General features: G+C 66.3%; 23 protein-coding genes and 1 tRNA gene. 19 read left to right on the top strand and 5 right to left on the bottom strand.

Going from position 1 to position 24,994, the window contains the following annotated elements:
- Nucleotides 1–197: 197 nt before the first annotated feature.
- The 13 genes from V7060_RS15525 to V7060_RS15465 all read left to right on the top strand — a co-directional run bounded on the left by V7060_RS15525 (nucleotide 198) and on the right by V7060_RS15465 (nucleotide 12,724).
- Nucleotides 198–1,997, top strand: coding sequence for a S8 family peptidase (locus tag V7060_RS15525; protein ID WP_334180149.1), 1,800 nt, complete (start codon nucleotides 198–200; stop codon nucleotides 1,995–1,997).
- A 133-nt stretch (nucleotides 1,998–2,130) separates the two neighbouring features.
- A complete protein-coding gene (locus tag V7060_RS15520; protein ID WP_334180148.1) occupies nucleotides 2,131–3,345 on the top strand; it encodes a type II secretion system F family protein in 1,215 nt (404 codons plus the stop codon).
- 31 nt (nucleotides 3,346–3,376) lie between these two features.
- On the top strand, nucleotides 3,377–3,802 hold the full coding sequence (gene gspG / locus V7060_RS15515; RefSeq protein ID WP_334180207.1) for a type II secretion system major pseudopilin GspG: 426 nt from the start codon (nucleotides 3,377–3,379) through the stop codon (nucleotides 3,800–3,802).
- A gap of 110 nt (nucleotides 3,803–3,912) precedes the next feature.
- Complete coding sequence (locus V7060_RS15510) at nucleotides 3,913–4,323, top strand: GspH/FimT family pseudopilin (protein WP_334180206.1); 411 nt, start codon at nucleotides 3,913–3,915, stop codon at nucleotides 4,321–4,323.
- Entirely contained in the window at nucleotides 4,320–4,751 is a 432-nt protein-coding gene (locus V7060_RS15505) for a prepilin-type N-terminal cleavage/methylation domain-containing protein (protein ID WP_334180147.1), read from the top strand. Before V7060_RS15510 ends, V7060_RS15505 begins: the two co-directional genes overlap by 4 nt.
- On the top strand, nucleotides 4,751–5,413 hold the full coding sequence (locus tag V7060_RS15500) for a prepilin-type N-terminal cleavage/methylation domain-containing protein (protein WP_334180205.1): 663 nt from the start codon (nucleotides 4,751–4,753) through the stop codon (nucleotides 5,411–5,413). The genes V7060_RS15505 and V7060_RS15500 overlap by 1 nt, the downstream gene beginning before the upstream one ends.
- Entirely contained in the window at nucleotides 5,410–6,261 is an 852-nt protein-coding gene (locus V7060_RS15495; RefSeq protein WP_334180146.1) for a type II secretion system minor pseudopilin GspK, read from the top strand. Before V7060_RS15500 ends, V7060_RS15495 begins: the two co-directional genes overlap by 4 nt.
- Complete coding sequence (locus tag V7060_RS15490) at nucleotides 6,258–7,397, top strand: PilN domain-containing protein (protein WP_334180145.1); 1,140 nt, start codon at nucleotides 6,258–6,260, stop codon at nucleotides 7,395–7,397. Before V7060_RS15495 ends, V7060_RS15490 begins: the two co-directional genes overlap by 4 nt.
- Complete coding sequence (gene gspM, locus V7060_RS15485; protein ID WP_334180144.1) at nucleotides 7,378–7,998, top strand: type II secretion system protein GspM; 621 nt, start codon at nucleotides 7,378–7,380, stop codon at nucleotides 7,996–7,998. The genes V7060_RS15490 and gspM overlap by 20 nt, the downstream gene beginning before the upstream one ends.
- A complete protein-coding gene (locus V7060_RS15480) occupies nucleotides 7,988–8,815 on the top strand; it encodes a hypothetical protein (RefSeq protein ID WP_334180143.1) in 828 nt (275 codons plus the stop codon). The genes gspM and V7060_RS15480 overlap by 11 nt, the downstream gene beginning before the upstream one ends.
- 9 nt (nucleotides 8,816–8,824) lie before the next feature.
- Nucleotides 8,825–11,038: a type II secretion system secretin GspD gene (gspD, locus tag V7060_RS15475; protein WP_334180142.1), complete on the top strand. Its 2,214-nt coding sequence runs from the start codon at nucleotides 8,825–8,827 to the stop codon at nucleotides 11,036–11,038.
- The gene (locus V7060_RS15470) at nucleotides 11,035–11,883 is read left to right on the top strand and encodes a glycosyltransferase (RefSeq protein WP_334180141.1); all 849 of its coding nucleotides are present in this window, start codon (nucleotides 11,035–11,037) and stop codon (nucleotides 11,881–11,883) included. The genes gspD and V7060_RS15470 overlap by 4 nt, the downstream gene beginning before the upstream one ends.
- A gap of 1 nt (nucleotide 11,884) precedes the next feature.
- Nucleotides 11,885–12,724 (top strand): glycosyltransferase family 2 protein, encoded by an 840-nt coding sequence (locus V7060_RS15465; RefSeq protein ID WP_334180204.1) that lies wholly within the window; start codon nucleotides 11,885–11,887, stop codon nucleotides 12,722–12,724.
- A gap of 6 nt (nucleotides 12,725–12,730) precedes the next feature.
- On the opposite strand, the gene V7060_RS15460 is transcribed toward V7060_RS15465, so the two are convergent.
- From V7060_RS15460 to thiS, 5 genes are all read right to left on the bottom strand, one after another.
- Complete coding sequence (locus tag V7060_RS15460; protein WP_334180140.1) at nucleotides 12,731–13,123, bottom strand: ACT domain-containing protein; 393 nt, start codon at nucleotides 13,121–13,123, stop codon at nucleotides 12,731–12,733.
- Complete coding sequence (locus tag V7060_RS15455; RefSeq protein ID WP_334180139.1) at nucleotides 13,120–14,988, bottom strand: SLC13 family permease; 1,869 nt, start codon at nucleotides 14,986–14,988, stop codon at nucleotides 13,120–13,122. Before V7060_RS15455 ends, V7060_RS15460 begins: the two co-directional genes overlap by 4 nt.
- A 161-nt stretch (nucleotides 14,989–15,149) precedes the next feature.
- Nucleotides 15,150–15,884: a tRNA (guanosine(46)-N7)-methyltransferase TrmB gene (trmB, locus tag V7060_RS15450; RefSeq protein WP_334180138.1), complete on the bottom strand. Its 735-nt coding sequence runs from the start codon at nucleotides 15,882–15,884 to the stop codon at nucleotides 15,150–15,152.
- Nucleotides 15,884–16,678 (bottom strand): thiazole synthase, encoded by a 795-nt coding sequence (locus V7060_RS15445; RefSeq protein ID WP_334180137.1) that lies wholly within the window; start codon nucleotides 16,676–16,678, stop codon nucleotides 15,884–15,886. The genes trmB and V7060_RS15445 overlap by 1 nt, the downstream gene beginning before the upstream one ends.
- Before the next feature lie 56 nt (nucleotides 16,679–16,734).
- A complete protein-coding gene (thiS, locus tag V7060_RS15440) occupies nucleotides 16,735–16,935 on the bottom strand; it encodes a sulfur carrier protein ThiS (protein WP_334180136.1) in 201 nt (66 codons plus the stop codon).
- A 173-nt stretch (nucleotides 16,936–17,108) separates the two neighbouring features.
- Here thiS and V7060_RS15435 point away from each other — a divergent pair, with 173 nt between their 5' ends.
- The 6 genes from V7060_RS15435 (at nucleotide 17,109) to qatC (ending at nucleotide 24,994) form a co-directional block, all read left to right on the top strand.
- On the top strand, nucleotides 17,109–18,908 hold the full coding sequence (locus V7060_RS15435; RefSeq protein WP_334180203.1) for an autotransporter domain-containing protein: 1,800 nt from the start codon (nucleotides 17,109–17,111) through the stop codon (nucleotides 18,906–18,908).
- Nucleotides 18,909–18,987: 79 nt separating this feature from the next.
- A tRNA-Gly gene (locus V7060_RS15430) sits at nucleotides 18,988–19,061 on the top strand.
- A 104-nt stretch (nucleotides 19,062–19,165) separates the two neighbouring features.
- Nucleotides 19,166–20,707, top strand: a complete 1,542-nt coding sequence (locus V7060_RS15425) for a site-specific integrase (protein WP_334180135.1) — start codon at nucleotides 19,166–19,168, stop codon at nucleotides 20,705–20,707.
- A gap of 458 nt (nucleotides 20,708–21,165) precedes the next feature.
- Nucleotides 21,166–22,935 (top strand): P-loop NTPase fold protein, encoded by a 1,770-nt coding sequence (locus tag V7060_RS15420; protein ID WP_334180134.1) that lies wholly within the window; start codon nucleotides 21,166–21,168, stop codon nucleotides 22,933–22,935.
- Between the two features lie 260 nt (nucleotides 22,936–23,195).
- Nucleotides 23,196–23,687 carry a hypothetical protein gene (locus tag V7060_RS15415; protein WP_334180133.1) on the top strand — a complete coding sequence of 164 codons (492 nt, stop codon included), beginning with the start codon at nucleotides 23,196–23,198 and terminating at the stop codon, nucleotides 23,685–23,687.
- Nucleotides 23,687–24,994 (top strand): Qat anti-phage system QueC-like protein QatC, encoded by a 1,308-nt coding sequence (gene qatC, locus V7060_RS15410; RefSeq protein ID WP_334180132.1) that lies wholly within the window; start codon nucleotides 23,687–23,689, stop codon nucleotides 24,992–24,994. Before V7060_RS15415 ends, qatC begins: the two co-directional genes overlap by 1 nt.

The following is a 24,994-nucleotide window of genomic DNA, read 5'->3' as shown; positions in this document are numbered from 1 at the left end:
AAAACTGCTTGAAACAAGGCGTTAACGTCGTGTGTAGAGCGCGTGCAAAGCATGTAGTCATCGCGTGAAGAGTGCCGTGGCAGGTAAACAGGGGTACATGCACGGTCCGCTTGAAAAGGAAGTCGCAAGTCGTTGAGTAAGCACGTCGTAAACGGGTTACCCAGTTCGTTCATCCTTGTAGACATGGAGCAGGTCAAGTGAATTCATATCCCTCTTTCCACAGTTCGCGTCGTCGTCCTCTCGTTGCTGCGCTCGCCGCAATCGTCACATTCGGAGCCTTCGCGGCGTCCGCCTCGGCGGGCGATGTCAGCACCGCCGGTCTGCGCGACGGCGAAACCTACGACCGGTTCATCGTGAAGTACCGCGATGGCAGCACGGCGCGCACCAGCAGCGCCACGCTGCAGCGTTCGCTGCTTGGCGCGGTGACGCGCTCGGCGCTGGGCGCATCGAACGGCAAGGCCGTCAGCGCATCGAAGCTGCGCAGCCTCGGTATCGGCGCAGAACTCGTGCGGACGTCGCGCAAGCTGGATCGCGTGGAGGCCGAAAGCCTGCTGCGCCAGTTGGCGGCCGACGCCGACGTGGAGTTCGTCGAAGTGGATGCGCGGCGTTACGCGCGCCTGGTACCCAACGACACCTACTACAACCAGTACCAGTGGCATTTCAAGGATCCGGTCGGCGGCATCAACCTGCCGGCCGCGTGGGACAACGCGACCGGTGCGGGCGTCGTCGTCGCGGTGCTGGACACCGGCATCACCGCGCACAGCGACATGGATGCCAACATCCTGCCGGGCTACGACTTCATCAGCGACACGTTCGTCTCGCGCGACGGTGACGGGCGAGACGCGAATCCGCGCGACGAGGGCGACTGGAATCCCGTCGCGGGCGAGTGCTACGCAGGCTCGCCGGTGCAGGACAGCAGCTGGCACGGCACGCATGTCGCCGGCACCGTCGCCGAAGTGAGCAACAACGCGAAGGGCATGGCCGGCGGCGCGTTCAATGCGAAGGTGGTCCCGGCACGTGTGCTCGGCCGCTGCGGCGGTTACACCTCCGACATCTCCGATGCGGTGATCTGGGCATCCGGCGGCACCGTCGCCGGCGTGCCGGCCAATGCCAATCCCGCGGAGGTGATCAACCTCAGCCTCGGTGGTTCTGGCGCCTGCAGTGCGGTCGAACAGAACGCGTTCAACATCGCCATCGCCAACGGCAGCACGGTGGTGGTGGCGGCCGGCAACGATGCGAGCAACGTCAACGGGTTTTCGCCCGGCAACTGCGCCGGCGTGATCACCGTCGGCGCGACGCGCATCACCGGCGGCATCGCGTCCTATTCCAACTTCGGAACGCGCATCGACATCTCCGCGCCCGGTGGTGGCGGCAGCGTGGACGGCAATCCGGGCGGCTACGTCTGGTCGGCCGGCAACGCTGGCACCACGGTCCCCACCACCGAGACCTACTTCGGCATGGGCGGCACGTCGATGGCGGCGCCGCACGTGGCGGCCGTCGTCGCGCTGATGCAGAGCGTGGCGGAAACGCCGCTGACGCCGGCGCAGGTGCTGGCGGTCCTCAAGTCCACCGCACGACCGTTCCCGGTGGCGCCGCCGGCGAACCGTCCGATCGGGGCGGGCATCGTCGATGCCGCCGCTGCCGTGCAGGCGGTGATGGGCGGCGGCGAGCCGCCGACCGCCACGCCGCTGGTCAACAACGTCGCCGTCGGTGGCAACGCCGGCACCAAGGATGCGGTGGTGCAGTACGCACTGGTCGTGCCGGCGGGGGCCAAGAACCTGTCGTTCATCAGCTTCGGTGGCAGCGGCAATGCCGATGTCTACGTGAAGTTCGGCAGTGCGGCCACGGCGACGGCCTACGACCTGCGTTCGGTGCGGCCGGGCAACAACGAGGTGATCAACATCGCGAATCCGCAGGCGGGCACCTACTACGTGTCGCTGGTGGGCAAGACGGCGTTCGCCAACGTCAGCGTGCGCGGTACGTTCACCGCGCCCTGAACCACGCGGGTGATGCCGCAGCACGATGGCCCCGGGAGACCGGGGCCGTCGTGTCGTGTGGTGCGTGACGGCCGCGCATGACGGTGGACGGGGGAATACGGTAAGTTGGCGCATTCCCCCATCCGCTGCCGGCATGCCGCTCTACCGCTACAAGGCCCTCAACGCGCACGGTGAAATGCTGGACGGCCAGATGGAAGCCGCCAGCGATGCCGATGTCGTCGCACGCCTGCAGGAGCAGGGGCATCTGCCGGTCGAGGCGGCCTTGGCCGTGGCCGGCAGCGGCGGCAGTTGGCGGCAGCTGTGGCGGCCGAATGCCTTCGCCGGGGACCGGCTGGTGCAGTTCACCCAGCAATTGGCCACGCTGCTCGGCGCGGGCCAGCCGCTGGACCGTGCGCTCGGCATCCTGCTGGAGTTGCCGGAAGACGAGAAGGCGCGTCGCGTCATCACCGACATCCGTGACGCGGTGCGTGGCGGCGCACCGCTGTCGACGGCGCTGGACCGGCAGCACGGCCTGTTTTCGCGGCTGTACATCAACATGGTGCGTGCCGGCGAAGCCGGCGGCAGCCTGCACGACACCCTGCAGCGCTTGGGCGATTACCTGGAGCGCAGTCGCGCGCTGAAGGGGCGCGTCGTCAACGCGCTGGTGTATCCCGCCATCCTGCTGGTCGTGGTGGGTTTCGCGCTGCTGTTCCTGCTGGGCTACGTGGTGCCGCAGTTCGCGGTGATGTACGAAAGCCTGGACGTGGCGCTGCCGTGGTTCACGCGCGGCGTATTGTGGGTGGGTGCCTTCGTGCGTGATTTCTGGTACGTGCTGATCGCGGTGCCAGCCGTCGCACTGCTGTGGTTCGGCCGCCGCCTCCGCGACGTCGCATTCCGCAACCGGCTGGATGCCTGGCTGCTCGGTCGTCCGCTGGTCGGCCCCTTGCTGGCGCGCCTGGAAACCGCCCGGCTGGCGCGCACGCTGGGTACGCTGCTGAAGAACGGCGTGCCATTGCTCACCGCGTTGGGGATCGCCCGCAACGTGCTCGGCAACCGTGCACTGGTGGCCGACGTGGAGGCCGCCGCCGAGGACGTCAAGAACGGCCATGGACTGTCCGCATCGCTGGGCAAGGGCAAACGGTTTCCGCGGCTGGCGCTGCAGATGATCCAGGTGGGCGAGGAGTCGGGCGCCCTCGACGGCATGCTGCTGAAGACGGCGGAAACCTTCGAGCAGGAAACCGCTCAGGTGCTGGACCGTATGCTGGCCGCCCTCGTTCCCGCCATCACGCTGGTCCTGGCCGCGGTGGTCGGCGTGGTCATCATCGCCGTGCTGGTCCCGCTGTACGATCTGACCGGCGCCATCAACTGAGCATCACTGGAGAGTCCGTCCCATGTCCCGCATGCGTCCGATCAATGCGTTCCGCTCCCCGCGCTCCCAGCAGGGTTTCAGCCTGCTCGAGATCATCATCGTGCTGGTGCTGATCGGCGGCATCCTGGTGCTGGTCGGCAGCCGCGTGATGGGTGGTGCGGACAGCGGCAAGGTGAAGCTGGCGCAATCCCAGTTGCAGACCCTCGCCGGCAAGGTCGAAACCTACCAGCTGGACACGGGCCGTTACCCGACGCAGCTCACCGACCTGGTGACCAATCCGGGCAATGCCACCGGTTGGCTGGGGCCGTATGCGAAGGAAAGCGAATTGCAGGATCCCTGGAAGAATCCGATCGGATACCGCATCCCCGGTGAAGCGCAGCGCTTCGACCTGATCAGCCTCGGCGCCGACGGCAAGGTCGGTGGCGACAGCGTCAACGCGGACATCAAGAACGAGTAAGCACGGCGTCCACTGCCGTGGCATTCCGCGCCGCCCCCGTACACGTGCTCCCTTCCGGGGCGGTCGCCGCGCGCGCCGGCGGTTTCACGCTGCTGGAAACGCTGCTGGTCATGACGCTGATGGCGGCGGCGGCGATCCTCGCGGCGATGGTGTTCACCGGTGGCATGGAGGGCATGCGGCTGCGTTCGGAGTCGAAGGAAGTCGCCGCGCAGCTGCGCTACACACGGGCGCGGGCCATCGCGACGGGACAGCCGCAGGTCTTCCGGATCGATCCGCGCGCGCATGCCTGGGAAGCCGCCGGCGATCGTCGAGGCCACATCGATGCATCGCTGTCCGTCGTCTTCACCGGCGCTCGCCAGGCGCAGGTGCGGGCCGGCGAGGGCGCGATCCTGTTTTTCCCGGATGGCGGCTCCACGGGTGGTCGGGTCACGCTGTCCGCCGGGACGGCGGCCTGGAGCGCGGACGTGGCCTGGCTGACCGGCGAGACGCGATTGCTGCGCGACGAGGTGCGGGCGCCATGACGCCGCCAACGCGCCGCCGGCAGCACGGCTTCAGCCTGCTCGAAGTGATCGTCGCCTTCGCCCTGCTCGCGCTGGCGTTGACCTTGCTGCTCGGGTCGCTGTCCAGCGCAAGCCGGCAGGTGCGCGACTCGGCGGACAGCAGTCGCGCCACCCTGCATGCGCAGTCGCTGCTGGCGCAGCTGGGTGCGGGCGAGGTGCTGCAGCCAGGCCGGCAGGAAGGCACGTTCGAAGGCGACCGCTACCACTGGCAGCTCGACGTCGTACCGTTCGCCGATCCGCTCGCGGCGCGCGCCCAGCTCGATCCGGGCGGCCCGCAATTGCTCGACGTGCGGCTGGCGGTGCGCTGGGGCAGCGAGCGTGGACAGGCGATGCAGTGGCGCACGCTGCGGTTGGCGCCGCGCGACATCAACCAGGCGGTGTCGCCGTGATGCGCGCGCGCGGCTTCACGCTGCTCGAAGTGCTGGTGGCGCTGGTGCTGTTGGCCGCCGGGCTGGCGCTGGCGTTCGCAACGCTGCGTTCGTCCATCGCCGTGGTCGCGCGCGGCGAGGACATGGCACAGGCCAGCGAGCGCATGCGCGCGGTGCATGGTTACCTGCGCGCGCGGCTGGCATCGGCGCAACCCATCGTGTTCGCCACCGACCGCGGCACGCTGCGGCAGGCGCGCTTCCTGGGGACGCCGCAGCGCATGCGCTTCGTGTCGGACCTGCCGGACTATCTGGGCTACGGCGGCCCTTACCTGCACGAACTGGTCGCGGACGACGACGGTCGCCTGCAGGTCGCGTTCTCCGTCGCGCGACCGGATGCGTCGCTGGAGGAGGTCGATCTCGCGATGCGTGGACAGCGCGCGGAGCGACTCGCCGACGGCCTGCGCGTGGTGCGCTTCCGCTATCGCGGCCTGGATGCCGAAAACCGGCTCGGGCCATGGCAGGACCGCTGGGAAACGTCGGAGATGCTGCCGCTGCAGGTGAAGGTGGAAGTGGAGGCCGTGCAGGGCGGACGCTGGCCGGACCTGGTGGTCACGCTGGCGCGCAGCGAAGGCGGCGCGGGTGGTGGCCTGTTGCCGGGCGGCGCGAATCCGGTGCTGCCATGAACCACGCGCGCGGTGCGGCCCTGTTGCTCGTGCTGTGGCTGGTGGCATTGCTCACCGCGCTGGTCGGCGCCTATGCGCTGACCGCACGGATGGAGGCCCTGCAGGGACGGGTCGGCAGCCGCGGTGCGCTGGCGCAGGAGATCGCGCGTGCCGGCATGGAGTACGCCCTGGTACGCGTGGCCGACCGCAATCCGGACACGCACTGGCAGCCCAATGGCCGGGCGTATGCGTGGCGCTTCGACGGCCAGGAGGTGCAGGTGCGCATCGTCGACGAGACCGGCAAGGTCGATATCAACCAGGCCGATATCGCGTTGCTGTCCCGCCTGATGCAGGCGCTCGGGCAGCCGCCGGAGGTCAGCGACGCATTGGCGGGCGCGATCGTCGACTGGCGCGATGCCGACAACCTCAGCCAGCCGGTGGGTGGCGCGGAGGACGGCGACTACGCAGCGGCGGGGCGTGACTACGGCGCGAAGGACGCGCCGTTCGAGACCATTGCGGAAATCGAGCAGGTGCTCGGCATGACGCCGGACCTGTACGCGCGGATGGCGCCGTTCCTGACGCTGTACTCGGGTCGGGGACAACCCGATGCGACCTATGCGCAGGGACCGGTGCTGGAAGCGATGGGCATGGATGCGACGGCATGGCTGGCGCAGCGCAATGCCGTGGGCGCCGCCGGCAATCCGCAACTCGTCGGCACCGGCAGTGGCACGTATAGTATCGAGAGCCGTGCGCGGCTGGCCGATGGTCGCGAAGCGACGCTGCGGACAGTGGTGCGTGCGAGTGCCAACGCGATACCGGGTTCGGCCTATACGTTGTTGCGCTGGGAGGAGGGCGCGTCACCACAATGAGCGGCGTACGCGACACCTTGCAGCGATTCCGGGCACGCCTCGGACCCGGACCCCGCAGTTTCCTGGCGTGGTGGGGACAGGCGCTGGCGACCTGGTTGCCAGCGCGCTGGCGGGTGCTGCTCGGCCTGACCGGCGACCGCCTGCTGTTCCAGCGGCAGGACGAGGAAATCGAGATGTCGTGGCTGGAGGGAGCACAGCGGCATCCGCTCGCGCGACTGCCGGCCACGGTGACGTCCGACGCGTTGCGCGCCCTGCTCGGCAGCCGGCTGGCCGACCTGCCGCGCTGGTGGCTGATGCCACACGGCATGGCGCTGCGCCGTCGCCTGCTGCTGCCTGCGGCTGCGGCGGACCGGCTGCATGACGTACTGAGGTTCGAACTCGACCGGCAGACCCCTTTCGCTGCCAACGAGGCCTGCTTCGATGCCCGCGTACTCGGCGTGCGCGAAGACGGCCAGCTGGATGTCGAACTGGCGGTGGTGCCGACGGCGGCGTTCGCCACGGGCCTGGCGCGGCTGGGAGATCTGGCCGGCGGCATGGCGGGTGCGGATGTGGAAGATGCCGACGGCATGCCGCTCGGCGTGAACCTGCTGCCCGAACCGGCGCGGGCGACGCGGCAGGCGCCGCGCCGTGGCCTGCACCTGGTGCTGGTGGCGGTGGCGGTGATCGCGCTCGCCTTCGCGGCCTGGGCGGTGCTGGACAACCGGCGGGCCGCGGCCGACGCGTTTGCCGCGCAGGTCGACAGCCGCGCCGATGCGGCGCGCGAGGTGGCGGCGCAACGGCAGCAGCTCGTCGACCTGGTCGCAGGAACCACCACCTTGAACCAGACCAGTGCGCGGCGTCCGACCGCGCTGGAAGTGATGGACGACGTGACCCGCCGGCTGCCCGACAACACCTATCTGGAAAAATTCGCCATCGAAGGCGACCGCCTGACCCTGATCGGTTTCAGTCCCGAAGCCTCCGGGCTGGTGGCGCGGCTGCAGGGATCGCCGCTGTGGCGGAACCCTGCCCTGAGCGGCGCCCTGCAACCGGATCCACGCACCCGGATGGACCGCTTCACCCTGACCGCCGAACTGCTGGGCAAGCAGGATCCGGCCGCCGCCGCCCCGGGAGGCGCCAATGCCGCTGGCCGTGACTGACCGCGACCGCTGGCTGGCGTTGGTGCTGCTGCTGGCGGCGCTGCTGCTGGGCTATTTCGTGCTGGTGCACCCCTGGTGGACCGTGCCGATGCAGGAGGTGGGCGCCCGCGTGGACGAATTGCGCGAACGCGAGCTGCGCATCCGGACCCAGTTGCAGCAGGCGCCGCAGGTAAGGCGGGAGCTGGACGCCGCACTGGCGCAGCAGGCACAGCGCCCGGGCTTCCTGCCGGAAGCGACGGTGGAACTGGCCACCGCCGGCCTCGTGCAGAAGCTCGAAGCCGTGGTCAAGCAGGCCAGTCCAGGCAACCGCAGCTGCGCCATCGCCAACCAGTCGCCACTGGCGGTCGCCGGTCGCGAGGTCTATCCGCGCGTGGTCGTGCAGGTGCGGCTGCGCTGCGGCGCGCCCGAACTGGCGTCGGTACTGCACCAGATCGAATCCGGCAGCCCGCGGCTGTTCGTCGAGAACCTCAACATCCTCGCGCAGCGTTATGCCTTCCAGGCCAATGAAAGCGGTGCCGGCGGCCTGGACGTGAATTTCGACCTGTACGGATACCTGAAGCCGTCGCCGTCCGTGAGCCAGGAGTCCGCCGGTGCGCGCTGACGCCTGGAGCCTGCGTACCTGGCTGCTCGCCGTCGTGGCGGGCTGGGCGGTGTTGCTGGCATTGCTGGCGCTGTTCGGACTGGGCAGCCGCATCACGCCGCTGCCGGCCGATCCCGGCCTGGTGCAGGCCTTGCCGCGCCTGCCGCCCAGCCCGCCCGAGCGGCTGGGCGAGCTGAGCCGGTACGCGGACGTGGGCGCGCGACCACTGTTTTCCGAGGACCGTCGGCCGAAGCCGTTTTTCCTTTCCGGCCAGGAAGCGGCGGCGCCCGCCTTCGACCTGGTGCTGACCAGCGTGCTGATCACGCCATCGCTGGAACTGGCGATCATGCAGCCCACCCAGGGCGGCGAGGGCTTGCGGGTGAAGGTGGGAGAGTCGCCGGCCGGCTTTCCGGGCTGGCAGCTGACCGAACTGGGCGCGCGCCGGGCGGTATTCGACGGACCCGACGGCCGTCGGGAGCTGGAACTGCGCGTCTTCGACGGCGCGGGCGGACAGCCGCCGACGCAGGTGATCGGCAATCCGCCGACGGTGCCGCCCGCGGCTGCGGTCATGCCGCCCGCCGCGCCGGGAGCGCGCACCACGGCGGGCAACAGTGCCCCCATCGCCATGCCGACCGTGGCGACGCCTCCCTCACCCGGACAGGTCAACTCGCCGGCCGCCATGCCCTCATCGCAGGCCGGTTCCCCGTCGACGCCCACCGCGACCACCGACGACCAGATGGAAGCGATCCGCCAGCGCATCGAGCAGCGCCGCGCGCAGCTGCGACAGCAGCAGGCGCAACCCACCACGCCGCCGGCAACGCCCGGCAAGACACAGTAGAGTGCCGGCATGACGTTACGTGTGATCCTGTTTTCCCTCTGCCTGGGCCTGCTGGCCGGGTGCGCCAGCGCGCCGTTGCCCGACGTGCGCCGCACGGCAGGAGGCTCGTCCGGCGACGTGGCGTCCGGCAGTGTGCAGACCACGCCGCTGAAGGACGGCGAGTCGCCCGTGGCCGGTCCGCAGGCGCAGATCCGCCGCGGCAACGGGCAGATGATCAACCGCAGTGCCGCTGCCGCGCCGCTGCCGTCGTTGGGTGGCGCCAGCAGCGGGTCGGCCACCTTCAACTTCGAAGGCGAGTCCGTCCACGCCGTGGTCAAGGCCATCCTCGGCGACATGCTGGGACAGAACTACGTCATCGCGCCCGGCGTGCAGGGCACGGTCACGCTGGGCACGCCGAAGCCGGTATCGCCGGCCGAGGCCCTCAACCTGCTGGAAATGGTGCTGGGCTGGAACAACGCGCGACTGGTCTACAGCGGTGGTCGCTACAACATCATCGCCGCCGACCAGGCGTTGGCCGGCAGTGTCGCCCCGCGTACCGGGCCGGCATCCAGTGCGCGCGGCTACGAAGTGCGCGTGGTGCCCCTGCGCTTCATCTCCGCCAGCGAGATGAAGAAGGTGCTGGAACCGTATGCGCGGCCCAACGCCATCGTCAACGTCGACGGCACCCGCAACGTCATCACGCTGGCCGGTACGCGCACCGAACTGGAGAACTACCTGCGCACCGTCGAGATCTTCGACGTCGACTGGCTGTCCGGCATGTCGGTGGGCGTGTTCCCGCTGCAGTCCGGCCGCGCCACGCGCGTGGTGGCCGACCTGGAGAAGGTGTTCGGCAACGACAGCAAGACGCCCAGCGCCGGCATGTTCCGCTTCATGCCGCTGGAGGGTGCAAACGCGGTGCTGGTGATCACGCCGCAGGCCGCGTACCTGGACCAGATCCAGCAGTGGCTGGAACGCATCGATGGCGCAGGCGAGGGCAGCCGGCTGTTCTCGTACGAACTGAAGTACGTCAAGGCGCGCGAACTGGCGCAGCGGCTCGCGGAAGTGTTCGGCTCGTCCGGCGGCAGTTCCGGCAGCGACGGCCGTTCCACCGGTGGCGCGGGCAACGTCTCGCTGATGCCGGGAACCGATCCCGTGCAGATCAACGACGGCGGCATGAACGGCAGCGGCGGCAGCGTCGACTTCGGCAGCAGTGGTGGCTCGGGCGGTGGCGGCCTGGGCAGCGGGACGCTCTCGCTGAACCAGCGCGATGGCGGCAACGGCGCGGTGACGCTGGAAGTCGATGGCAATCGCGTCGGCGTGGCCGCAGTGGAGGAGACGAATACCCTGCTGGTGCGCGCCAGCCCCAGCGCCTGGCAGTCGATCCGCGAAGTGGTCGACAAGCTCGACGTGATGCCGATGCAGGTGCACATCGAGGCGCAGGTAGCCGAGGTTTCGCTGACCGGGGAACTGAGCTACGGCGTCAGCTGGTTCCTCGAGCGCGCGATGAGCGACAACGGCCTGGGTCCCTTCAACCCGCCGGGTGGCGCGCCCGGCGTGGGCGGACCCAGCAAGTGGAGCACGCTTGCCGGCAGCATCGGTGGCGTGGGCGGTGCGGGCGCGGTCTGGACGCTGGTCAAGAACGATGCCGCCGCCGTCATTACCGCGCTGGATGAAGTCAGCGACGTACGCCTGCTGCAGACGCCGTCGATCTTCGTGCGCAACAACGCCGAGGCCACGCTCAACGTGGGCAGCCGCATCCCGATCTCGTCGGTGACGGTCAATCCGGGCCTGGGCGGCGACAGCACTTTCAGCCAGGTGCAGTACCTGGATACCGGCATCATCCTCAAGGTGCGTCCGCGCGTGACCAAGGACGGCATCGTGTTCATGGAGATCGTGCAGGAAGTCAGCACGCCCGGCGACGTGCCGGACGAAAACGGCAACGTGCGCATCAACAACCGCCGCTTCAAGACCGAGGCCGCCGTGCAGGCGGGCAATACGGTCATGCTGGCCGGCCTCATCAGCGACACCGCGACCAACGGGTCGGCCGGCATTCCCGGGCTGAGCCGCATTCCGATCATCGGCGGCCTGTTCGGCAAGAAGACCACCAGCTCCGAGCGCAGCGAGGTGATCGTGCTGCTGACGCCGACGATCGTCCGCAATCCGCAGGAGGCGAACGACCTGACGGACGAGTACGGCAAACGCTTCCGCGCGCTGGAGCCGTTGCAGGCACCGCGTTCCAAGTGACGCCACCGGCCGCATCGCCGCTGCCCATCGTCCTGTTGCCGATCGGCAGCGACGACGACGCACTCGATGCCTGCCTGGGCGCACTCGATGCGGGTACGCCCGCCGGCACGCGCCTGTGGCTGGCCGACGACGCGCAGGCCGGTCCGCGCGGACTGGCCATCATCGAACGCTGGCTGGCGCGGACGCCGCTGCAGGCCGATTACACGCGGCGTCCGCGCATGCTGGGCGAAGTCGCGCACATGGACCAGATGCTCGCCGCCTGCGGCGATGCCGACGTGGTGGTGCTGGCGCCCGACGCACGGCCGCTGCCGGGCTGGCTGCAACAACTGGCGGCCTGCTTCGCGCGCGACGCCGCCATCGCCACCGCCACGCCCTGGTGCAACGCCGGTGAGGCCGCGGCGTGGCCGCGCCTGGGCGAAGTGAGTCCGCCGCCTTTCGACATGGAGCGCACCGCGCATGCCTGTGCGGCGATGTCGCCGCTGCATCCGGAACTGCCGGCTGCGGTCGCGCATGCCGTGGCACTGCGGGGCAATGCGCGCAAACGCGTCGGTGGCCTGGACGCGGCGAGCTATGGTTCGTGGTACGCCGCGCTCGTCGACCTGTCGCTTCGCCTTGCGGGGCTGGGTTGGCGCAACGTGCTGTGCGAAACCGCCTTCGTCGCACGCGGCGGCGAGGGCGGTCCCGCCGATGGCGACATGGATGCCTTGAATGCGCGCTGGCCGACCTTTACGCCGCGGCTGGCGACCTTCCTGATGGAAGACCCGCTGCGCCTGCCACGCGAATGGTTGCATGCGTTGTATGCCGACGCGGGATCGCCGGAGCGCCAGCGTGACCTCTTCGGTTGAGATGTCCGGCATCGCGGCGGTGGTGGTGACGCACGAGAGCGCGTCCAGCATCGACGATTGCCTGATGCGCCTGCGCGTGGCGCATGGCGTGCACGAGATCCGCGTGGTCGACAACGCGTCGGCCGACGACACCATGGAGATCGTGCAGCGGCACGCGCTGCAGGATGCGCGCGTGCGTTTCATCGCCAATCCCGACAATCCCGGCTTCGCCGTAGGCTGCAACCAGGGCGCGCGCGACACGCAGGCGCCGTGGCTGGCCTTCGTCAATCCCGACCTGATGGTCGAGGCCGACACGCTGTCCCGGCTGCGCGCACACGCGTTCGGTGTCGCGGGCAACGTGCTGCTCGGCGTCGATCTGGTGGATGAAGAGGGGGCACGAGACGCCGCCGCGAGGCGACGCGAGCCGGTGTTCGCCGCGATGCTGCACGCGCCTGGCGCGGCGTCGAAGCTGGGCGTGCCGATCGACGACAGCCTGGCACTGCAGCCGGTGGACGTCATCTCGGGCGCATTGATGCTGCTGTCCCGCGCGTTGTTCGACGGCATCGGGGGGTTCGACGAGAAGTACCGCCTGCATGCCGAGGACATGGACCTGTGCCGCCGCGCCCGCGACGCCGGTGCGCTGGTCGTCGTCGCCAACGACATCCGCGTGCTGCATATCCGGGGCGTGTCCAGCCGCGCGCGTCCGGTATTCGTGGAGTGGCACAAGCACCGCGGCCTGTGGCGCTATTTCCGCAAGTTCGAGGCGGCGCAGCGCGGCGTGCTCACGCAGCTGGGCGTGTTCGGCGCGATCTGGCTGCATTTCGGCGCGGTGCTGGCGCGGGTCGTGCTCCGTCGCGCCTGATCCGGATCAATCGCCCGCCACGCGGTGGCCATGTCCGCGCAACGCACGCAGGGCCGGGACCAGCTGGGGTTCCTGCACCAGCACGTAGTCGGTATCGAAGGTGGAGATCGCGAAGATACCGACGCCGGCCGCCGCCAGCGGATCCAGTACCGCCTTCAGGATGCCCGTCAGCGCGAAATCGAACGGCCCCTGCAGCTTGAACATGCGCCAGCCGCGCTGGCAGCGCACATCGTCGGGTACGTGCGTCTCTTCGCAGACCAGCGACAGCTCATCGTCGGTCCAGCCAGCATGGCGCATGCCAGTGGCCGGCCACCACGCCGGGAGCGGCGACGTGGTCGCGAGTTGGGCGACGGCATAGCGCTCGGGCAGCAGCGCGAGCGCCAGCGAGGGCGTCGTCATCCTGCGCGCCCGTTCCACCAGAACAGCGCGTTGACGGTGGTCACGACGACGACGGTATAGACGAGCGACAGCGGCCCGCCGACGCGCCACAGTTGGCGCGAGGTGTAGTTGGCGGGGCCGACGATCATCGAGATCACCGGGTTCGATGCCGTCATCAGGTTGTTGGACGCCGACAGCGCGACGATCAGTGCGAACGCGGTGGGATTGCCGCCCGCCGCCAGGGCCAGGTTGATCGCCATCGGCACCATCACGATGGTCGCGCCGACATGGCTGATGACCAGCGAGAATGCGGTGGTCAGCAGCGCGATGGCGATCTCCAGCACCCACACCGGAATGCCCTCGGGCAACCGTTCGACGGTATGGCCGGCGACCCAGGCGGCTGCGCCGCTGCTGTCCATCGCCCAGCCGAGCGGGATCAGTCCGGCCATCAGGAACACGGTCTTCCAGTTGATCGCGCCGTAGGCCTCGTCCATGCGCAGTACGCCGGTCAGCAGCATGCCGGCCACGCCGGTCATCAGCGTCAGCGCGACCGGCAGCTTGGACGTCAGCGCGATGATGATGGTGATGGCGAAGATGGTCATCGCGATCTTGAACTTGTGCGGCCGCTGCTCGCCCTTCGGGTAGTCGGTCACCACCACGAAGTCGCGGCTCTCCGCAGCCAGGCCCAGGTCCTGCCAGATGCTGTGGAACACCAGCATGTCGCCGGCACGCAGCTTCTCGTCGCGCACGTTCTCGCGAATGACCTTCTTGTCGCGGTTGATCGCCAGCAGGCTGATGCCGTTCTGCTTGCGCAGGCGGAGTTCGCGCGCGGTCTTGCCGATGAACTTCGACGTCGGCGGCACCACGGCCTCGGAGATGCCGGCGCGGCTGGGATTGAACAGGTCGCCGAAGTGGCGCAGGCGCGAGGACATGCGCAGGAACTGGTTCTGCGCGAAATCGTTGATCTCCTGACGCGGCCCCATCACGCCGAGCACGCTGCCGACCCAGATGCGCATGTCCGCCGGTGGCGACAGGCGCGTGTCGTTGCCGGTCTGCAGCGCCAGCATCAACGGCGCATCGTGCAGGGCTTCCGCCTCGCCCAGCGACATGCCCACCAGCGGGCTTTCCGCACTGACCACCAGTTCGAACACATCGCCTTCGATTCCGTAGGTGTTGGCGAAGTAGCTCTCGGTGCGCGCAGGCGTCACAGGGCCGTCGCTGTCCTGCGTCTCGTACTTCAGCTTGCGGTCGCCATAGAAGCGGAAATACAGCAGCGAGGCGATCACCAGTGCCAGGCCGATCGGCCACGGCGCGAACATGCGCAGCGGCTCCAGCGTGGCCATGCCGGAAGGCAGGTTGTTGTTGGCCGATACCAGCAGGTCATTGAGCAGGATCAGCGGCGAATTGCCGACCATGGTGAACGCGCCGCCCATGACGATGGCGGCCGCGATCGGCAGCAGCAACCGCTGCATCGATAAGCCGGTGCGCGAGGACAGGCGCGAGGCGACCGGCATGAACAGCGCCATCACCGACGGGTTCTGCATGAAGGACGAATTGAGGCTAGCGATGGCGGTGGTCATCAGCAGCAGCCGCTGCTCGATGCCGTGGCCGCGCCGCAGCAGCCAGGAGGCCAGCCGGTTCAGGGCGCCGGTGCGGTCCAGGCCGGCGCCGAGGATCATCGTGGCGATGATGCTCATCACCGCGTTGCCGGAGAAGCCGCCGAAGATTTCCTCCGGCGCGATCAGTCCGGTGATGCCCAGCACCACCAGTACCACCAGCGCCACCAGGTCGGCGCGGATGCGTTCGAACAGGAACATCGCCATCGTGAAGCCGACCAGCCCGAGGACGAGCTTCATGTCGTTGGTCAGCGTCAGGGCGTTGTCCATCAGGGCCGTGATTCGTGATTCGTGATTCGTGATTCGTAAAAGCATCCGCCACGGTTTTCCCCCGCAGCGAAAACGGAACTGACATACGCAAAGCTGGAGTGGTTAACGTTCAATCCTGATCACCAATCACCAATCACCAATCACCAATCACCAATCACCAATCACGGCTTGTCGTACAGAAGGTCCCACACCCCGTGCCCGAGCTTCTGGCCGCGGGTCTCGAAATGCGTTTGCGGCCGCCAGTCGGGGCGCGGCACGCTGCCGCGCGGGCCGGCGCGGTTGGCCAGGCCTGGCGTTGCATCCAGCACGTCCCACATGTGCTCGGCGTAGGCCTCCCAGTCCGTCGCGCAGTGCAGGCGACCCCCCGGACGCAGCTTGCGTGCGACCAGCGCGGCGAACTCCGGCTGCACCAGGCGACGCTTGTTGTGGCGCTTCTTGTGCCAGGGGTCGGGAAAGTAGATGCGGACCTCGTCCAGCGATCCGTCGGCGACTTCGTGCTGCAGCACTTCCACCGCATCGTGGTGGTAGATGCGCACGTGGTCGCTGCCATCCTCGGCCAGTGCGTTCAGCAGACGGCCGACGCCGGGTGCGTGCACTTCCAGGCCGATGTAGTCGCGGGCCGTGTCGCTCGCGGCGGCGAAGCGCAGCGCCTCGCCGTTGCCGAAGCCGATCTCCAGCACGCGCGGCGCCGTGCGGCCGAACGCGGCGTCGTAGTCGCGCGGTTCCCCGGTGTAATCCAGCCCGAAGCGCGGCCACTGCGTATCGAAGGCGCGCTGCTGCGCCTCGGTGAAGCGGCCCTGCCGCAGCACGAAACTGCGGACTTCGCGGCGGCCTTCGTTGACCGTGAACGGCTTCGGCGGCGTCTTCGCGCCAGGGCTGGAGAACGGATCCGTCATCAGCCGATCAGGCCGTCGATCGGGCTGGATGCGGAGGCATTGCGCTTGCGCGGGATGCGGCCGGCCAGGAAGGCTTCGCGGCCCGCTTCGACGGCCTTCTTCATGGCGCTGGCCATCAGCACGGGATGTTTCGCGCCGGCGATGGCGGTGTTCATCAGCACGCCGTCGCAGCCGAGTTCCATCGCGATGGCGGCATCGGAGGCCGTCCCGACGCCGGCATCGACCAGCACGGGTACCTTGGCGTTCTCGATGATTTCCAGCAGGTTGTACTTGTTCTGCACACCCAGGCCGGAACCGATCGGCGCGGCCAGCGGCATGACCGCCACGCAGCCGATCTCTTCCAAGCGGCGCGCCAGGATCGGATCGTCACTGGTGTAGACCATCACCTGGAAGCCGTCGGCCACCAGCGTCTCGGCGGCGGCCAGCGTCTGCACGACGTCGGGATAGAGCGTCTTCTGGTCGCCCAGCACTTCCAGTTTGACCAGCGTGTGGCCATCGAGCAGCTCGCGGGCCAGCCGGCAGGTGCGAACGGCATCGGCGGCGGTATAGCAGCCGGCGGTATTGGGCAGGATGGTGTACCGGTCCGGCGGCAGCACATCGAGCAGGTTCGGCTCGTTGGGCGACTGGCCCAGGTTGGTGCGGCGGATGGCGACGGTGACGATCTCGGCGCCCGCGGCCTCGGTGGCCAGGCGGGTCTCCTCGAAATCCTTGAACTTGCCGGTGCCGGTCAGTAAACGGGAACGGTAGGTCTTGCCCGCGATCACCAGCGGGTCATGGGAGGCAGTGTTCGACATGCGCCGATTATCGCCCATGTCGCGCCGGTGCGTCCGGCCGACGGCAGCGTTGGCGGTCAGCCGCCGCCGAGCGCGTGCACGATCTCCACGCGGTCGTCGGCCTGCAGCACATGCCGTGCGTGCTGCCCGCGCGGAATGATCTCGCCATTGACCTCGATGGCCACGCGGCGGTCGGCCAGGCCCTGCGACTGGAGAAGGGTGGCGACCGTGCTCTGGTCGGGCAGGGCGAGCGCCTGCCCATTCAACTGGATGTCCATGCCGGCATTGTCGCCGATGGTGCAGCGGCTTGCCGCATTGCAGCGTGTGCCACGACGGGCTTGGTGGAACGATGCGCGCCATGCGCAGCCGTACGGCAGAGCCGGCGCGCAGCCCCTCATCACCTTGCCCCGGAGACTCCATGAAGCGTTCCCTCTCGCCCGTCCGCTCCCTGCTGGCCGTCGCGCTCGCAGTGGCGGCCAGCCCCGTCCTGGCCGGCGACGGCCCGTACTCCCAGACCGTGTTCTTCGGCGACAGCCTGACCGATTCCGGGCACTTCCGCCCGGCGCTGATCCAGGCGGTGGGTCCCAACGGCGCCATCCTCGGCCGCTTCACGACCAACCCGGGCCTGGTCTGGTCCGAGTACCTGGCCGAGTACTACGGCACCGGCGCCGGCAGCGCCAACCAGGGTGGCACCAACTACGCCGTCGGCGGCGCGCGCGTGGGTACCAACACCGCGGGTGCGCTGGGGCCGATCCCCTCGATGACCACGCAGCTGACCAGCTACCTGTCCGCCAATGGCGGTCGCGCCGATCCGAAGGCGCTGTATACCGTCTGGGGCGGCGCCAACGACCTGTTCGCCGTCGTCGGAGGCGCGCCGGCCCAGGCCACCATCGGCGGTGCGGTCACCGCACAGGTCGGCATCATCGGCACCCTGCAGAACGCTGGCGCCCGCTACATCCTGGTGCCGACGATCCCCGACCTCGGTGTGACGCCGCAGTTCCGTGCGGGCGGGGCGGTGGCGCAGGCCACCGGCACGCAGTTGGCCACCACCTACAACACGGCGCTGTTCGGCGCCCTCAACACGGCCGGCCTGCGCGTCATTCCGCTGGACACCTTCACGCTGCTGCGTGAGATCGTTGCCAGCCCGGCCGAGTACGGTTTCGGCAACGTCACGGGCACCGCCTGCAATCCGCAGATCACGGCGTCCTCGGTGACCTGCAGCCCGCTCAACTATGCGACGCCCAATGCTGCGGACACCTATGCGTTCGCCGATGGCGTGCATCCCTCGTCGAAGGCCCACGGCATCCTGTCGCAGTACGCGGTGTCGGTGCTGGAAGGCCCGCGCCAGATCGCGCTGTTGCCGTACACCGCGTCGGTGCACGGTCGTGCGCGCGCCGATCGCGTGGCATCCCATGTTGCCGGAAAGCCGGAAGCCGACGGCATGCGCTGGTGGGGCGATGTGCGTGGCGATTTCCTGCGCTACGACGATGGCAACCTGTACGACGGCGCCGGTCCCATGGGCACGTTCGGCGTGGATTGGTCGCACGGCTCATGGGTCTACGGCGGCTTCGCGGGCTACGGGCGCGCGAAGTACGACTTCGGCCTGCGCCGCGGCAGCTTCGACGAATCCGATGCGACGCTGGGCGGCTTCGCCGGCTGGTACGGCGACCACCTGTGGGCGAATGCGCAGGTCAGCTACAGCTGGCTTTCCTACGACATCGACCGCGAGGTGCAGCTCGGCGGGGTGACGCGTCGCCACAGCGGTTCGCCGGATGGCACCAACCTGACCGTCGGTGCGAGCGCCGGCTACGAGTTCGGCGATGGCGCGTTCCGTCATGGTCCGGTGGTGAGCGTGGTGTCGCAGACCATCAAGATGGACGGCTACAGCGAAAGCAACGTCAACTCCACCGCGCTCGCCTATCCGGACCAGGACTTCGATTCGCTGATCGGCAGCGCCGGCTGGCAGGTCAGCTACGCGATCAACGATCACCTGGCGCCGTATGCCCGCCTGACGGTCGACCGCGAGTTCGAGGATCCGGCGGCAGAAGTGTTCGCCCAGTCGTTGTCGATGCCGGGCACGGCGCCTTATGCGGTGCCGGGCCTGGATACCGACGACAGCTACGGCACGCTGCTGCTGGGTGCGCGCACGAAGCTGCTGGGCTTCGACGCCAACCTGGGCGTGAACACCACCGTCAACCAGGGCGGCGGCACCAACACCACCGCCTTCATGACCCTGAGCGGCAGCTTCTGATGCACCACGCGCAATGCGGTGCCGCACGCCGGCACCGCATTGCCTTGCTCCGCGCCGCGGCATAGACTCGCGCCATCGTGCGGGTGTAGTTCAATGGTAGAACTGCAGCTTCCCAAGCTGCTAGCGTGGGTTCGATTCCCATCACCCGCTCCAGATTTGGCCAAAACACGCGCAAGTGGTTGAACGCGAACGTGTTTTGACTGGCGAAACGATCCTTCAAGCGACCTCCCCGAGGTATCGTTTGAGGTATTGTTTTCATGCCCAAGCCCTATTTTCTGGCGCGCCGAAGTGGTCTGTATGTCCGCTTCCTGGTGCCGCTGGATCTGCGAGATGTGGTTGGCTCTCGCTTCCTTATTCGAACGCTCAGATCGGCCCGCGGCGACCGTGCACGGTTCGTCGCAGCGACGCTGGGTGTGGCACTCTCTGAGGCGTTCGCTCGGATGCGAACGGGGGTGGGGATGGTCGATGTCAAAAAGCTCCTGGAAAGTGCCCAACGGGCCGCGGAGTCAGGCGAGGATCGGCCCTGGACGGCCTCCAATGTCCGGGTAGGCGGTGTCGACTTCGGCAACGTGCAGACGAACGGCCGGGAGGACACCCTGGACTTCATCGAGGCGATGAAGGCGGCCGATCAGATGGTGGCCAAGGCTTGGGCTGCGACCAGTGCCCCGCCTTCGCCCGCAGACGCAACGCCGCTGCTCTCGGTCGAGATCGAGCGTCATATCAACGTGCTCAAACGGCGCAAGGTCTGCACGAAGACCATCACCGAAAGCAAGCACAGCCTGCGCCTTCTTATTGGAATCGTGGGGAACCTGCCAGTCGGCTCGATCAAGCGCGATGAGATCGCAGCATTTTGGGAGGGAGTTCGATGGTGGCCCGCCAATGCAACCGTCAAACCGCAATACCGGGGTCTGTCGGTGCGGGAGATCATTGCCAAGGGACAAGCCGAGGGCGTTAAGCCCCCTGGCGACTACACATACGTCAAGCACAGTCAGCGCTTGGGTCTGTTCTTCAACTGCCTCGTTGAAGATGACGTCTTGGTCAAGGCGCCGCATCTTGGCAAGCAGGCTGATCCCGACCGCTCGACGGATCCGAACACGGGTCGGCCTTTCACTGATGCAGAGCTGGCCGAGATCTTCGATCCCCAGCACTTCGTGCCGTGGGCGTCAAAGTATCCACATCGGTGGTGGGGTCCGATCCTGGGTCTTTACACAGGTGCCAGGGTCAACGAGATCGCCCAGCTCTATATCGACGACGTCAAGCAAATCGATGGCGTCTGGGGACTGTTCTTCTGGAAGCAGCATCGCGCGCAGAAGATCAAGACGAAGTCCTCCATCAGGTTCGTCCCTCTGGCAAAACCTGTGCTCGACGCGGGCTTTCTTCAATTCGTCGAGGACATGAAGGCCACGGGACACCCAAGACTCTTCCCGCATCTGCCTGCGGGCACGGGCAAAGATGGCGAACCCAATGGGCTTGGGTATGGACGGCAACTCAGCCGGCAATTCGCGGCGTATCTCAAACAGTTCCAGATCGAGAAGGGCACGGCGTTCCACGCTTTTCGCCATACCTTGTCAACGAAGCTTGCCGAAGCAATGGTGCCGACGACGACGATCGCACTCATCACCGGACATGCGCGTAGGCAAGAGGTTCCAACGCTCGAAAAGCACTACATCCATATCGCGGATGTCAAAACGTTGCCGGAGCGCGTAGCTGCGCTGGACCACTTCCAACCGCCAGTGGGGATGCCATATCTCGCAAAACATATGTTCGCAGCTATCGACCTCAATTCACTCCACCCATAGGGACAGTCAATGCATGAGTATTTAGAGCACTTAGGCAAATTTCTCTGGCTCATACCGGCCTTGTTGGCTTGCATATGCGCGATCCGGTTGTTACTACTTAGGCGAGAGCATGCTGGAAAACCACCGGCAAGTGCTAGTTCATCACTCCAGTGGCAGTTCCGGTTCTGGCTCCTCTTTACGCTCGCTACCGTTCTTTTCCCGTATCTCATTCGACGAGCAGCTGAATGAGCAAGAAAGCCGAATAGAGCGCGAATGGTGTAAGAATGATCGCGCTGATCCATAGCATCACAAAATATGCGCGATCAGAGATCTCTCTCCATCTTTTGATCTTGGCTGCGCTAGCGGTTACCTGCGTATCTGACATGTCCGCAACGTAGGGGAAATATCAGTTCTGTCAACTCAGAAGTCAGGCCAGCCGAAACACTTAAAAATCTGGACCAAGAATTTTAGGGGCGGGTATGTGGTCAGATATCGAGACTAGAATCGATTACCTCAACTATCTGGAACTCGCGGAGGTAGTCTCAGAAATCCTACTAGACCGTCGAATGCGACCGGTTTCAGTTGGCGTATTCGGCACTTGGGGCACCGGCAAGTCGAGCCTCCTAAACCTGATTGAAAGCCAGATCTGTCGCGAGGCGAGCGAGAAGGTAATCGTTATTAGGTTCGATGCGTGGCTCTATCAGGGCTACGACGACGCTCGCGCGGCGCTTATGGAAGTTATTGCCCGAACGCTCTACGAGGCGGTCAAGGACGACGAAAGCCTACTTGACCTTGCGAAGCGACTCCTTGCGCGCGTCAACACACTCCGAACGCTTGGGCTTGGTATCGAACTCGTGGCGGCGTTCCACGGACTTCCACTTCTAGGTGCCGCCTCACGTGCAGTCGAAGGCGTGCGAAATATCGTGAAGGGGGATCCATCACCGAAAGACACGCAGGCAGTTGCGGATGGATCGAAAGAAGCTCTCAAACTGATCGATCCAGCTAATGCGCAAACACCGCCCAAGGAGATCGACGCATTTCGGCAGGAATTCGGCGAGCTTCTCGAAAAGCTTGGCAAGACCTTGGTGGTATTCGTTGACAACCTTGATCGCTGTCTCCCCACGCAGGCGATCCACACGCTTGAAGCACTCCGGCTGTTCCTCTTCATGGAAGAGTCCGCGTTCGTGGTCGCCGCAGACGAAGAAATGGTGCGCGACTCAGTGCGTAAGCACTTCGAGGGTGCAAGCGAGCGCCACATCACTGATTACCTTGACAAGCTGATTCAGGTTCCGGTGCGTGTGCCCAAGCTCGGTATCACCGAAATTCGAGCCTATCTATTCATGCTCTTCGCCGAGGCATCCAACATAGATTTGGGGAAGCTGGACAAGCTGAGGGTCGCGCTGGAAAACAATCTTCGCCGTAGCTGGACCGATGCACCGGTCAAGCTGGAAGATGTGGCAGGCATTACGGGTGCCAACGATAGCCTCCTCGCAAGTTTCGACACGGCAGACCGTATGGCGTCTATGCTTGCCACTTCGGGTGCCGTCCTCGGTAATCCGCGGATCATCAAGCGCCTGCTCAACATCGTGCGTCTCAGGGTCCGCATCGCTAATCGTCGCGAAATGCCCATCAACGAGGGCATGATTGCGAAGTTCGCGATCCTCGAGCGCTGCGTAGATGCGGACGCGATTGGAAAGCTTTACGGACTGGTCAACGAAGCATCAGCGGGCAAGCCTCCGCTGATTGTTAAGCTCGAATCGATTGCAGATGACCCCGAGAAATTTGAGGCAGCATTGCCGAGTGAGTGGAAGGCGCAAGGCCCATTTCTGCGCGATTGGATGCAGTTGAAGCCCGCTTTGGGTGGAATTGATCTCCGACCACTGGTTTACCTGAGCAAAGAGACGACAGTGCTTCGATCCGTCGGAAGCGGCTTGTCGCAGGCCGCAGCGGAGGCAGTTCGCATCCTTGCAGGCGCCAAGACGCTGTCTTCGCCCGCGGCCACCCAGGCAATCGCTGCCGTTCCGCCTAGCGAACTTGGCGCGGTGATGCGTGAGTTGGTGGCAGTGCTGGGAGAGCAAACGGATTGGTCCAAGCGGCCAGATGCCTTTAATGGCTCGGTGATCTTGGCCGATGCGCACCCAGAAGTAGCAGGCCCACTTGTTGCGCTGATCAAAGCGATACCGGGCAAGAAGGCGCTGTGGCTGACGACACTGCTAAAAGATCGAGCTTGGGCAAAGGGGGTCGCCTGATGGGAACGTCAACTTCAAGTCGTGGTGCGAATGATCGCAGTCCATTAGTGCCGCCATGGGCAGATGTCGATGGCGCTGGACCCGGTCCGGAGCCAGACGAACAACGCTTTCGCGCGTTTCGGACTCATCTTGGTAAGTTTGTCGCAAACGGGGATGGAGATCAGCTCCGTAAGGCGCTGCGAAGTTATGCCAGCTCTTCGACTGGTGGCTCGACGGTGGGGCCGAGGCGCTTCGGTGCGGTCGCGCAGTCAGGCGCCGCCATGTTTGGAGCCCTTAATGACCTTCGGACAGGTTCGCCCAATGCGCCGGCCAATCTTCGAGCACTCGCTGGTCGGCCCACCCGAGAGGTCATCGATGCGCTCGTCGATGCATTCGTGCCGGAGAACGGGGATGCTGATCGCATCCGGGCGGCGCTGAATGATGCGCTATCGGAGTGTTTGGAGGGTGTCGACGAGTTCGACTTCGGTAGCATCACCGATGAGGTTCTTGTAAATCTCATGGTGACCTACGTCTCGCTGTCTGTCTTCCAAGCGATTGTGCTCGATTCGGATCGAGCCTTCGGCAAAGGCGCGACGCCGGCGGCTGTCGAGAACGCTGAGCAGCAGTTGATGGAGCTTGTCAAAGTAGTAAGTGAGAAACACATGGCGCCGCTCCTCGCAGGAAACGTCGGCGCGATTTCGCCAGCCCAGATGCAAACAGCGCAGATCGCCGCAATCCGGGAAGTCTGGAAGGAGTGGGAGGGCTACGAGTGATGAGCACTGTCTATGTCCATCCAGAGCTGGACCAGCTACCTGGGGCAACCGATGCGCTTATCCCCATCCACCTCTACGGCAGCCGGCCCGATCAGGCGGGCCGGGCGGCACTGGGATGGAGCATCTACGATGAGCTAACGAGGGTCTGCGCCTCTCTGAATCCAGTTGCCTTCGACCTTCTGTCGATCTCGCTAGCTGTGATTGCTGCTGACACTTTTGTCAGTCGCGATGATGCTGCCGACGGTTGGGCGCGCGAGATCAACCTGGTTGTTGCGTTGGACAACCCCGGAACTTGGGCGCCTGTGCTGCCCAAGCTCACGCGTGCACTGAATTTCCTAAGCGGCGACGTGTGGACTCTTAGGGTCGAGGGCGGTGGTGATGCGCCTCCCGCTTTCAACCGGCGCGTCAGTCGCAATATTGATCCGCGAGCATGCGATAGCGCCTGTCTGTTTTCCGGCGGGCTTGATAGCGCGATTGGCGCACTCGACTTGCGCGCAGGTGGTCGCAACCCGTTTCTTGTAAGCCATGCCTACACCCACGATGCTGCCAAGCAAGAGGCAATTCTTCCGCGGTTAGGCGCGGGTGCAGTGCGGTTTGGAGCACAGGCGAGCCCGGTGGGCTGGCTCGATCACGGCAACGACGTGCAGATGCGAACCCGCAGCTTTAACTTCCTGGCCATGGGCGTGCTCATGGCGGCATCGCTCCTTCGGCCTGGTGTAGCCCGCACGACCCTGTTCGTGCCCGAGAATGGCCTTATCGCGCTCAACCCACCACTGACCCGTCGACGGATAGGCGCTTTGAGCACCCGCACGACTCATCCCTATTACTTGCACCTGATCGGGGAAGTGCTGGCCGAAGTGGGCCTGCCAATCGATCTGATGAATCCCTACGCACACAAGACTAAGGGGGAGATGATGGCCGAGTGCCGCGACCAAGCTCGTCTCGCGGCGATAGCGAATGGAACGGTATCGTGCGGTAAGTGGAAGCGAACGGGTGAGCAGTGTGGGCGCTGCGTGCCTTGTCTGATCCGCCGTGCTGCGTTTCATCGCGCGGGCATGGCCGACGGCACGCCCTATCAGGCAAAAGGGATCGATCTGCACCAGTTCTTCGAGCATGACGAAGATCCTGACGATCTGATGGCCATGCTCTTGGCCGCGCGACGGCTGGATGCCATGGATGTCGACCGTTGGATCGCGATGACGGGGCCGATGCCATTGGTCGCCGCGGACCGAGCGGGGAGGGTGAACGCTGCCCGCCGTGGCATGATGGAGGTGCGCGACTTCCTGCGCTCCGAAGCTCTTCTCTAA

The sequence above is a fragment of the Pseudoxanthomonas sp. genome, assembly GCF_036845285.1.
Classification (GTDB): Bacteria; Pseudomonadota; Gammaproteobacteria; order Xanthomonadales; family Xanthomonadaceae; genus Pseudoxanthomonas_A.
The sequence above is the reverse complement of the archived record's forward strand: the minus strand, read 5'-3'. Positions and strand labels throughout refer to the sequence as shown.